13 protein-coding genes are annotated in these 10,613 nt (G+C 61.2%); 5 read left to right on the top strand and 8 right to left on the bottom strand.

Annotated features, from left to right (window positions below; translation table 11 throughout):
* Positions 1 to 245: 245 nt before the first annotated feature.
* Positions 246 to 1,142 (bottom strand): LysR family transcriptional regulator, encoded by an 897-nt coding sequence (locus J1G18_RS13135; protein ID WP_223007816.1) that lies wholly within the window; start codon positions 1,140 to 1,142, stop codon positions 246 to 248.
* A 120-nt stretch (positions 1,143 to 1,262) separates the two neighbouring features.
* Between J1G18_RS13135 and J1G18_RS13130 the strand changes: the two genes are divergently transcribed.
* Positions 1,263 to 2,018: an SDR family NAD(P)-dependent oxidoreductase gene (locus J1G18_RS13130; RefSeq protein ID WP_103519776.1), complete on the top strand. Its 756-nt coding sequence runs from the start codon at positions 1,263 to 1,265 to the stop codon at positions 2,016 to 2,018.
* Positions 2,019 to 2,188: 170 nt separating this feature from the next.
* Here the strand turns inward: J1G18_RS13130 and J1G18_RS13125 are convergent, their stop codons facing one another.
* A complete protein-coding gene (locus J1G18_RS13125; RefSeq protein WP_210558848.1) occupies positions 2,189 to 2,626 on the bottom strand; it encodes a multidrug/biocide efflux PACE transporter in 438 nt (145 codons plus the stop codon).
* An 89-nt stretch (positions 2,627 to 2,715) separates the two neighbouring features.
* Here J1G18_RS13125 and J1G18_RS13120 point away from each other — a divergent pair, with 89 nt between their 5' ends.
* A complete protein-coding gene (locus tag J1G18_RS13120) occupies positions 2,716 to 3,570 on the top strand; it encodes a LysR family transcriptional regulator (protein ID WP_223007815.1) in 855 nt (284 codons plus the stop codon).
* Positions 3,571 to 3,676: 106 nt separating this feature from the next.
* On the opposite strand, the gene J1G18_RS13115 is transcribed toward J1G18_RS13120, so the two are convergent.
* The 3 genes from J1G18_RS13115 to J1G18_RS13105 are packed head-to-tail and all read right to left on the bottom strand — an operon-like array spanning position 3,677 to position 5,709.
* Positions 3,677 to 4,906 carry an RNA polymerase sigma factor gene (locus tag J1G18_RS13115; RefSeq protein WP_223007814.1) on the bottom strand — a complete coding sequence of 410 codons (1,230 nt, stop codon included), beginning with the start codon at positions 4,904 to 4,906 and terminating at the stop codon, positions 3,677 to 3,679.
* Positions 4,899 to 5,243 carry a YciI family protein gene (locus tag J1G18_RS13110; protein ID WP_134787154.1) on the bottom strand — a complete coding sequence of 115 codons (345 nt, stop codon included), beginning with the start codon at positions 5,241 to 5,243 and terminating at the stop codon, positions 4,899 to 4,901. The genes J1G18_RS13115 and J1G18_RS13110 overlap by 8 nt, the downstream gene beginning before the upstream one ends.
* Positions 5,244 to 5,283: 40 nt before the next feature.
* Positions 5,284 to 5,709: a YybH family protein gene (locus tag J1G18_RS13105; protein ID WP_027612596.1), complete on the bottom strand. Its 426-nt coding sequence runs from the start codon at positions 5,707 to 5,709 to the stop codon at positions 5,284 to 5,286.
* A gap of 141 nt (positions 5,710 to 5,850) precedes the next feature.
* Between J1G18_RS13105 and J1G18_RS13100 the strand changes: the two genes are divergently transcribed.
* Both J1G18_RS13100 and J1G18_RS13095 read left to right on the top strand, forming a co-directional pair.
* On the top strand, positions 5,851 to 6,336 hold the full coding sequence (locus J1G18_RS13100; RefSeq protein WP_103368946.1) for a GNAT family N-acetyltransferase: 486 nt from the start codon (positions 5,851 to 5,853) through the stop codon (positions 6,334 to 6,336).
* An 18-nt stretch (positions 6,337 to 6,354) separates the two neighbouring features.
* On the top strand, positions 6,355 to 6,960 hold the full coding sequence (locus J1G18_RS13095; RefSeq protein ID WP_223007813.1) for a pyridoxamine 5'-phosphate oxidase family protein: 606 nt from the start codon (positions 6,355 to 6,357) through the stop codon (positions 6,958 to 6,960).
* A 136-nt stretch (positions 6,961 to 7,096) separates the two neighbouring features.
* Here J1G18_RS13095 and J1G18_RS13090 read toward each other — a convergent pair whose 3' ends face one another.
* The 3 genes from J1G18_RS13090 to J1G18_RS13080 form a co-directional block, all read right to left on the bottom strand.
* Complete coding sequence (locus tag J1G18_RS13090; RefSeq protein ID WP_139054352.1) at positions 7,097 to 7,585, bottom strand: GNAT family N-acetyltransferase; 489 nt, start codon at positions 7,583 to 7,585, stop codon at positions 7,097 to 7,099.
* A gap of 324 nt (positions 7,586 to 7,909) precedes the next feature.
* Positions 7,910 to 8,404 (bottom strand): GyrI-like domain-containing protein, encoded by a 495-nt coding sequence (locus J1G18_RS13085; protein ID WP_223007812.1) that lies wholly within the window; start codon positions 8,402 to 8,404, stop codon positions 7,910 to 7,912.
* 68 nt (positions 8,405 to 8,472) lie between these two features.
* The gene (locus J1G18_RS13080; RefSeq protein ID WP_223007811.1) at positions 8,473 to 9,135 is read right to left on the bottom strand and encodes a LysE family translocator; all 663 of its coding nucleotides are present in this window, start codon (positions 9,133 to 9,135) and stop codon (positions 8,473 to 8,475) included.
* 137 nt (positions 9,136 to 9,272) lie between these two features.
* Between J1G18_RS13080 and alaC the strand changes: the two genes are divergently transcribed.
* Positions 9,273 to 10,490 carry an alanine transaminase gene (gene alaC, locus J1G18_RS13075; RefSeq protein WP_098965217.1) on the top strand — a complete coding sequence of 406 codons (1,218 nt, stop codon included), beginning with the start codon at positions 9,273 to 9,275 and terminating at the stop codon, positions 10,488 to 10,490.
* Positions 10,491 to 10,613: the final 123 nt, after the last annotated feature.

The following is a 10,613-nucleotide window of genomic DNA, read 5'->3' as shown; positions in this document are numbered from 1 at the left end:
CCTGTGGGAGCGGGCTTGCTCGCGAAGGCGTCAGATCAGTCAACATCGATGCTGAATGGGCCGGCCTCTTCGTGGGCAAGCCCACTCCCACCCTGGATCGCGACCAGCCCCGAATACTTCACCCACCGCCCACCCCTGTGGGAGCGGGCTTGCTCGCGAAGGCGTCAGATCAGTCAACATCGATGCTGAATGGGCCGGCCTCTTCGTGGGCAAGCCCACTCCCACAGTTTGATTTGTGTCAGGCATTAGAGAGTGGAACGGATGACATCGCCCAACCACTCCATGAACACCCGCACCCGCAGCGGCAAATGCCGTTGCCGTGCATACAGGATTGAAATCGCCATCGCCGGCGCGGTGAACTGCGGCAGCACAGTCAGCAGCTCACCGGTGTCCAGATGGGGCTGCATGCCGGTGCGCGGCACCTGAATCAGGCCGAAGCCGCCCAGGCACGCCGACTCATAGGCATCAGTGCTGTTGACCGTGACACTGCCGGCCATCGGCAGGCGCCGCACCTGTCCGTCCTGTTCATACACAAACCCTTCCGAGCGCGAACCGAGCACACCGACGTAATGCACCAGCCGATGCTGCGCCAGATCCTCCAGCGTCTGCGGCACGCCGTAGCGTTCGAGGTACGCGGGGCTGGCGCAGTTGATCATCGGGAAGTCGCCCAAGTGCCGAGCCACCACCGATTGATCCGGCTGCGCGCCGATGCGCACCACGCAATCGAAACCCTCGCTGAGCAGATCGACACGGCGGTCGGTGCTGCTGATTTCCAGCTCCAGATTCGGGTGCCGCGCCGTGAACTCCGGCAGCAACGGCATGATCAGGCGCCGCGCGAGGATGTTCGGCATGTCGACACGAATCCGCCCGCTCAGCGACGCCGGATCCTGCCGAAACAGACCCTCGATCTCGTCCATGTGCGACAGCAGATCCTTGCTGCGTTCGTACAGCACCAGGCCGTCCTGAGTCGCCTGCACCTTGCGCGTGGTGCGTTGCAGCAGGCGGGTGCCGAGCAGGGTTTCCAGGGCCTGCACATGTTCGGAAACCGTCGAGCGCGGCAACCCGAGACTCTCGCCGGCCAGGGTGAAACTCGACAGTTCGCTGACCCGGACGAAGGTGCGCAGCAGTTCCAGTTTGTTCATGAGGACACCCGTTGATTGTTCGGCTGAGTCGATCAGTGATTCCGGTTTCAGTCTGTTTATCACCCCATGGCGGATAAATAAACTTTGCTCATCACCACTCAACGCAATCGAGGATTTCACATGAGCCGCAAAATCGCATTGATCACCGGTGCCAGCCGTGGCCTGGGCAAGAACGCCGCCCTGCACCTCGCCGCCGAAGGCGTGGACATCATCGGCACCTACAACAGCCGCGCCGATGAAGCCCAGGCGCTGGTGGCTGAACTGGAACAACGCGGCGCCAAAGCCGTGATGCTGCAACTGGATGTCGGCCGCAGCGAAACCTTTGCCGATTTCGCCTCGCGGGTTGCGCAAGCGCTGCAGCAACTGGAGCGTCCGCGCTTCGACTTCCTGATCAACAACGCCGGGATCGGTGTGCACGCGGCGTTCGCCGAGACCACCCCGGAACAGTTCGACCTGCTGATGAATATCCAGCTCAAAGGGCCGTTCTTCCTGACTCAGCAACTGCTGCCGCTGATCAATGACGGCGGGCGCATCATCAACATCTCCAGCGGCCTGACCCGCTTCAGCCTGCCGGGTTATGCCGCCTACGCGGCGATGAAAGGCGCGATGGAAGTGCTGACCCGCTATCAGGCCAAGGAACTGGGCGCGCGGCAGATCGGCGTGAATATACTGGCGCCGGGCGCCATCGAGACTGATTTTGGTGGCGGTGCGGTGCGCGACAACGCGGCGTTGAACGCGATGGTCGCGAGCAATACCGCACTGGGTCGCGCCGGGCAGCCGGATGATATTGGGGGTGCGCTGTCGATGCTGCTGGCGCCGGGTGCGCAGTGGATCAACGGGCAGCGGGTCGAGGCATCGGGCGGGATGTTCCTCTAACCCCCCCATTCACTAAAAACTTTCTTGGTAAGAGCCTCTGTGGCGAGGGGATTTATCCCCGATGGACTGCGCAGCAGGCCCTTCTTTTCTGGATAAAAAGAGGGGCCGCTACGCGCCCCATCGGGGATAAATCCCCTCGCCACAGGTTTTGCATTCGCCACAGGTTGTGCTTATCCCGCGCATACCCGGCGGGTCACGAGGCGCTCGCGCACCACGTCATACCCCCAGTGATACACATAGGTGTACGGCAGGAAGAACAGCAACACGCCGATGTCGAGCAAGAACGCCTGCCACAGGCTGACCGACAACCACCAGGCGATCAGCGGCACGCCCATCACGATCAATCCGCCCTCAAACAGCAGCGCATGGACCACCCGCGTCCAGGCGTTGTGCGCGACGTTCAGGCGCTTGAGCATGCGGTCGAAAAAGCCGTTGAACAGCACGTTCCACGCCAGCGCCAGCAGAGCGATCAGCACGGTCACCGCGCCCATGTCCAGCAGCGGTTTGTCCATGATCCACGCCAGTAACGGGGTACAGATCAGGATCGCCAGAAACTCGAAACCGATGGCCTGGAAAATACGTTCAGTGATGGATTTGTTGGCAGTCATGGCCTGACTCCTTGAGTGAAGAGGGTTGCCATAATCCGCCCTCATACCGATACTTCATAACCAATAACCATCGATCAAGGCGATAGTTCATGGCTTCGCAAGAAGTGCTGTTGGCGTTCGTGCAAGCGGCCACTCAGGGTTCGTTTTCGGCAGCGGCGCGCAAGCTGGGGCGCAGTCAGTCGACCATCAGTGCGGCAGTGGCGAGTCTTGAGATCGATCTGGATCTGGTGCTGTTCGACCGCAGCAGCCGCAAACCGACGCTGACCCCGGCCGGTCATGTGATGCTGCAACGGGCCGAGGCGATTCTGGCGGCCACCAGTCGTATGGAAATGAGCGCCCGGCAACTGGCACAAGGCGTCGAGCCGAAGCTGACCGTGGCGATTTCCGACACCTACCAGTCAGCGCGATTTGAAGCGGCACTGGTCGGCTTCGAGCAGCGTTATCCGGACCTGGAACTGGAATGCTTGATCGCCGAGTGTGACGACCTGATCGAGTTGGTCCAGCGTGGCCGCGCACACTTGGCGTTTGCCGAAATGCAGGACACCTATCCACCGGATCTGGTGACCTCGACCGTCGCCGAGCGCACTGACCTGGCGCTGTTCGTCAAAGATGATCATGTGCTGACCCGTGTCGAACGGGTCGACCAGCAGGTGCTGGAGCAGCATCGCGAGTTGCGCCTGGCGACCATCGTCAATCCCTACGACAGCCGGGCAAAGGGCCGGGTGTGGTCGGCGCCGAGTTACCTGATGCTGATGGAAATGGCGGAGATGGGCTTTGGCTGGGCGGCGCTGCCGCGCTGGCTGGTGGCGCGTTTCGGTAATGGCTCGCTGGTGGAACTGACGGTGCGCGGCTGGCCGCGGCCGGTGTATGTCGATGCGTTGTGGTCGCGGATTTATCCGCCGGGGCCGGCGGGGAGCTGGTTACTGAGCAAGATGCTGGAATAGCGGCGCGCCCATTCGCGAGCAGGCTCGCTCCCACAGTTGGAATGCGATCGCCTGTGGGAGCGGGCTTGCTCGCGAAGGGGCCGGCACTGCCAATGAATTCCTGGGATCAATCCAGTTCGCTCAGCCGCCCCTCGATAAACCGCCGCTCCGGCTCTTGCCGGGTCAGTTCCAGTGCTCGCCGATACGCCGCCCGCGCCTGCTCCACCCGGCCCAACTGCCGACAAAACTCCGCCCGCGCCGAATGCGCCAGGTGGTAATCCTGCAACTCACCGCGATCCAGAATCCCCTCGATCAGCGTCAGCCCGGCCAGCGCCCCATCGCGCTTGGCCACTGCCACCGCGCGGTTCAACTCGATCACCGGCGACGGCACCGCCCGCAACAGCACGTCATACAGCCCGACGATCTGCTGCCAATCGGTTTCTGCCGGTGACGGCGCTTCGGCATGCACCGCGGCAATCGCCGCTTGCAGGCAATACGGCCCGAACCTTCGGGTGGTCAGCGCCCGCTCCACCAGCGCACAACCTTCAGCAATCAACCCGGCATCCCAGCGCGAGCGATCCTGGTCATCCAGCAGCACCAGTTCACCACTGGGTGACGTGCGCGCCGGCCGACGTGATTCGTGCAACAGCATCAACGCCAGCAGGCCCATGACCTCCGGTTCCGGCAGCAGCTCCATCAGCAACCGCCCAAGCCGAATCGCCTCGCGGGTCAGATCCTCACGGGTCAGCTCGGCGCCCATCGATGCCGAATAGCCTTCGTTGAACACCAGATAAATCACCCGCAACACGCTGTCGAGGCGCTCGGGCAGTTCGCTCAGGCTCGGCACTTGGTAAGGGATTTTTGCATCGCGAATCTTCGCCTTGGCACGGACGATGCGCTGGGCAATCGCCGCCGGTGCCGAGAGAAACGCGCGGGCGATTTCCTCGGTGGTCAGGTCACAGACTTCACGCAGGGTCAGCGGCACTTGCGCATCCGCCGCCAGCGCCGGGTGACAGCAGGTGAAGATCAGCCGCAGGCGGTCGTCTTCCACGTCTTCGCCACTCCAGTCGGCCTGTTCCAGTTCTTCGAGCTGCGCCAGCAACAGCGGCTGCGAGGCCTTGAACCGGGCGCGCCGGCGCAATACATCGATGGCCTTGAAACGCCCAGTGGACACCAGCCAGGTACGCGGATTGTCCGGTACACCGTCGCGCTGCCAGCGCTCGACCGCGACGAAGAACGCCTCGTGCAAGGCTTCTTCGGCGAGGTCGAAATCCCCGAGCAGACGAATCAGGGTCGCCAGAATCCGCCGCGAGTCTTCGCGATAGACCTGCTCGACCCGCGCCCGGACTTCAGACATTCAACTGCCGCACCGGACGCACTTCAACGCTGCCGACCCGGGCCGCCGGAATATTGCCGGCGACCTGAATCGCTTCGTTGAGATCCTTGGCATCGATCAGGTAGAAACCGGCCAGTTGCTCCTTGGTTTCAGCGAACGGGCCGTCGGTGATCGACAGCTTGCCGTTGCGCATCCGGACGGTGGTTGCGGTCTGCACCGACTCCAGCGCTTCGGCCGCGACCATCCGCCCGCTGCCCTGAATCGACTCGGCGTAGGCCCAGCACTCGGCGTCTTCCGGGCTGTCGGGCGAGTTGTGCAGCAGGCGCTCATCGCTGTAGACCAGGCATAAATACTTCATGGTTTTCTCCTGATTCGAACGGATCAACTATGGCTGAAGATCAGGGTTGTACATCGAACAGCGTGCTGCCGCTCATCGGATCGAACGGTGCCGACCAGTGCTCGTGAGCGATTTTCCACGTCCCGCCGACCTGCCGATAGCACGCGGTGGCGCGCATCCAGCAGCTCTGGGTTTCGCCCTTGTCGTTTGTGCCGCCGCAATGCGTTACCCAATGGGCGAAGGCGAGGTTGTCGGCGGTCTCGATGGCGATCTCGTGAAACTCGAAAACGTGCGGGCCGGAACACATCTCCATGCAGGCTTCCCAGTGGGCACGGTAGGCCGCTTTGCCCTTGAATTGCAGGGCCTTGATCGCATCGAAGGAGACGATGTCGTCGGTGTACAACGTCATGACCTTGTCGACGTTCTTGGTCATTACCGCGTCGCGGTAGGTGTTGATCAGGGTCTGGATTTCAGTCTGTGCGCTCATGGTGTTCTCCGTGGTTTTTGTGCTGAAGACACCCTTAGTCGTTCGGCCATCGTACGGATCGACAGACGAAACAAAAAATTTCCGCCGAACACAAAATCGCTAGAATCCGAGGCTCATCTTTGTAGGAAAAAGGAAATTCCCGTGTCAGCCCAACTCGTGCCGTACGACAGCCTGAACGCCTTGCAGCGTCAGCAGGTCGAGGCGATTGAAATCCATCCCGAGCAGATCAAATTTTCCGGCGACATTCACGGCGCGTTGCACACGCTGCTGTCCAGACCCGGCCCCGGCGTCAAAGGTTTCGCGCTGCTGGCCGATCAGGTGCCGGTGGCTTTTCTGCTGCTCAAGCGCCCACCGGTGTTGCCGGACTGGGCCGATGAACACAGCGCCACCCTGCACGCCTTGCAGGTCGATCACCGCGCCCAGGGCAAAGGTTACGGCAAGGCTTGCCTGCAAGCGTTGCCCGAGGTGGCGCGTGAAGCATGGCCGGAGATCAAGGGGCTGGAACTGTCGGTGGATGCCGATAACGATGCCGCCATCGCGCTGTACGCCAAACACGGTTTCGTCGACAGCGGCGAAGCGTACAAGGGCCGGATCGGTTACGAGCGGCGTATGGGACTGTTTTTCTAAGTCATCGAGGGATGCACGATGATCGATTCAATCGAAGCACTGGAAGCTATTTACGGCCTGCCCCACGACCGCGCGGTGCGCAAGCAGATCGGTTTTCTCAACGAGGATTATCAGGCGATGGTGCGCCTGTCGCCGCTGGTGATCATCAGCTCGGTGGGCGCCGACGGTCTCGACAATTCGCCGCGCGGTGACAAAGCCGGGTTCGTGCGGATCATTGACCAAAAAACCCTGGCCCTGCCGGACCGCCCGGGCAACAACCGCATCGATACCCTGCGCAATGTGCTGCACGATCCTCGGGTGTCGTTGCTGTTCATCATTCCGGGGATCGGCGAGACGTTGCGGGTCAATGGCACCGCGACCATCAGCGCCGATCCTGAGCTGCTGGAAAGCTTTGCGGTGAACGGCAAACCGGCGAAAACGGTGTTGCTGGTGACGGTAGAGGCGGCGTTTTTCCACTGCTCGAAAGCCTTTGTGCGCTCTGACGCCTGGAACCCGGAAACCCACCTGCCGCGCTCGGCCCTGCCCTCTGCGGGCGCGTTTCACAAGCGTTTGAACGACGGGCAGTTCGATGCCGAAACTTATGACCGCGAAGCACCGAAAAGAGTAAGCGACACTCTCTACTGACACCTATCAACGAGTCACCACTGCTCCCCTGTGGGAGCGGGCTTGCCCGCGAAGGCGTCGTGTCAGATAAATCATTGGCAACTGACACACCGCCTTCGCGAGCAAGCCCGCTCCCACATTGGGCTTGTAGCGATTTTCAGAGGGTCAGGATCATCTCGTGCCACGCCATCCCGCCATGGTCGGACTCCGACGGCTTGATGTAGGCAAAGCCGAACCCGGCATACAGCGCAATGTGCTTCTCCTTGCACATCAGATGAATCGTCGCCTTGTCCATCCCGCGCATGCGCTCGATGAACTCGGCCATCAGTCGCTTGGCCAGGCCCTGCCCCTGATAGTCCGGGTGCACCACCACCGACATGATCACCACGTTCGGCCCTTGCGGATCGTGACCGATCAGCTCCTTGAACGCCTCGTCGGACATCTGCACATCAAACGCCGCGCCCGAGTTGATGAACCCGGCGACTACGCCGTCTACTTCGGCGACGATGAAACCCTCGGGCCAGGTGGCGATGCGCGTGGCGATCTTCTCGCGAGTGGCGGCTTCATCGCCTTCGTAGGCAACGGTTTCGATGGCGTAGCAGCGATCCAGGTCGGTGGCGGTGACGTTGCGGATGACGGTGTTCATGGCAGCTCGAAAATCAACGGAGAAAAGTGCGCAAAGCATAAAGGAATAAGGTGTTCATATCGATCCGCGCGGGGGGCGTAAAGCCTGCGTATAAGCGCTTTTCTTCGTGCCGCTGACGGGCTATTCCTGCGCTGTGTCTCTGATCACCCTTGGGGGTAACCGCTTATGAGCAGCGTTGAAATCGGCCTGTTGATGGTGTTGGGCATCAGTACGTTCGGCTTTATCACCCTGGGCATCGACCTGTTGCGGGCGCGACGGCTGGGCAAGGGCAAGCGCGGTTGAACAACATGAGGCGGATCAGTGATCCGCCTCATCGTCATGGACTCAGGCTTTGCTGTCGACCGGTACGCAGATTTCCAGTTTGCCGGTGTGCTGTCGCGGATTGAAATCGGCGCTGTAGCGCTCCAGCTCCGGTGCATTCAGGTACACGTAGTGAGAGGTCGGCAGCCAGGTCTTGTAGATGTATTGCAGGGTTTGCGGCAACTGGTCGAGCGGGCCCTTGTGCTCGAACACCGCGTACTGCCGGGGCAGCACTTCGACCCACTGGTAGACCTTCTGGTCGAGGTCATCGAGCTTGCTGATTTCCACCCCGGCGATGTAGTCGAAGCCACCCTTGTCGTCGAAATTGCTGCAGACGCCGTAGGTCACTTCGTTTTTTTGTCCCTGTATCTTTCCCAGGTGCGGCAAGAACTTTTCCCACAGCGCGGGGATGTCCTTGGCCGTGTCCTGGGTAAATCGACCACGAAATCCCGCGATCAGCAGGAAGTGTCCATGTTCGAAGCGAGGTTCCGCCACTTCGACGCGTTTTTGCTCATCCATGACTCGACTCCTGGAACAAAATTAGGGGTTCGGCTGCTGAGTATAGAAGCCAAACCCGATTCACAATGTCACAAGGCGTGCAACTGGTCGGCAGCGCCGGAGCCAACGAACTCGTTATAACCGGATACGATCACGTAAACCGCGAAATAGCAGAAGATCGCCGCCGACGCCATGTAGGAATAGCGCAACAGCTTGTCGCCGAGCAACTTGCCGCCGTGGCTCGCGGCAAAGCACAGACCGGCCGACCACAGCAGGCCGGCGCAGAGAAAACCGCCGAGAAACAGCGCCGAGCTGAGCGGACCACCGCCACCGGAACGGGCGATCAGGGTGCCGCCAACCGCGGCGAACCACAGAATCGCGCTAGGCGAGGACATAGCGAGGAAGATCCCGCGGAAGAATTCCTTGCGATGCGAGTTCTGCCCGACATCCGCGGTCGCTGCCAACTGCGCTTCGTGGTGAATCGCCGAATAGATCATCTTCGCCGCAAAGTAGATCAGCAGCGCCGACCCGCCGATCCACAGCACCCAGCGCACGCTTTCGTACTGCAGCAGCACGGTCATCCCGGCCAGCGCCAGCACTGCGTAGATCAGGTCGCCGACGCAAGTGCCGAGGCCCAGCGCGAAGCCCTGAAAGTAACCGCGCTGCATCGCCAGGGTGATCATCGCGATGTTGGCTACGCCGATGTCCAGGCACAGCGAAAGGCTCAGCAAGAAGCCGCTGGTGAATTCCATTAAGCATTTCCTTGGAAAAAATTATTGTCGTGCACGCTGGACAGTCTGCCATCGCTGCCCTTATCTTCCGCCACAGGTCACCGCAGTGACCAGCGTCGCTCGGACGGTTCCGGGCGCTTACGTTATCCGAGGCAACAATGGCTGAACAAGGTTCGCCGCGCCGCTTTGCGCGCATAGATCGACTCCCCCCTTACGTTTTCAACATCACCGCCGAGCTGAAGATGGCCGCGCGGCGTCGTGGTGAAGACATCATCGACTTGAGCATGGGCAATCCCGACGGGGCCACACCGCCGCACATCGTCGAAAAACTCGTACAAGTTGCCCAACGTGAAGACACCCACGGTTACTCCACGTCCAAGGGCATTCCGCGCCTGCGCCGGGCGATTTCCAACTGGTACAAGGAACGCTACGCGGTCGATATCGACCCGGAAAGCGAAGCCATTGTCACCATCGGTTCCAAGGAAGGCCTGGCGCATTTGATGCTGGCCACCCTGGATCAGGGCGACACGGTGCTGGTGCCGAACCCGAGCTACCCGATTCACATCTACGGCGCAGTGATTGCCGGCGCCCAGGTGCGTTCGGTACCGCTGGTGCCGGGCGTGGACTTCTTCGATGAACTGGAGCGGGCGATTCGCGGTTCGATCCCCAAGCCGAAAATGATGATCCTCGGTTTCCCGTCCAACCCCACCGCGCAGTGCGTGGAGCTGGATTTCTTCGAACGGGTGATCGCCCTCGCCAAGCAGTACGACGTACTGGTGATTCACGACCTGGCTTACGCCGATATCGTCTACGACGGCTGGAAAGCCCCGTCGATCATGCAGGTGCCCGGCGCCAAGGACATCGCAGTGGAGTTTTTCACCCTGTCCAAGAGCTACAACATGGCGGGCTGGCGCATTGGTTTCATGGTCGGCAACCCGGAGCTGGTCAACGCCTTGGCCCGGATCAAGAGCTACCACGACTACGGCACCTTTACTCCGCTGCAAGTGGCGGCGATTGCCGCGCTGGAAGGCGATCAGCAATGCGTGCGCGACATCGCCGAGCAGTATCGCCAGCGCCGTAACGTGCTGGTCAAAGGCCTGCATGAACTGGGCTGGATGGTCGAGAATCCGAAAGCGTCGATGTACGTCTGGGCGAAGATTCCCGAGGCGTACGCGCATCTGGGTTCGCTGGAATTCGCCAAGAAGCTGCTGGCCGAGGCCAAGGTCTGCGTCTCGCCGGGGGTGGGTTTTGGTGAGTATGGCGATGATCACGTGCGCTTCGCGCTGATCGAAAACCAGGACCGGATTCGTCAGGCGGTGCGCGGGATTCGCGGGATGTTCCGGGCGGATGGCCTGGCCCCGAAAACCACTGCCTGACACCTACCCCCCCCCTGTGGGAGCGGGCTTGCTCGCGAAGACGTCGTGTCAGTCAACATTTTCAGCGACTGATACACCGCTTTCGCGAGCAAGCCCGCTCCCACAGGGGTAATGCATTCATCC

Source organism: Pseudomonas sp. MIS38, from assembly GCF_019891575.1.
GTDB classification, from domain to species: domain Bacteria; phylum Pseudomonadota; class Gammaproteobacteria; order Pseudomonadales; family Pseudomonadaceae; genus Aquipseudomonas; species Aquipseudomonas putida_A.
This window is presented reverse-complemented; position numbering and strand designations above follow the sequence as displayed.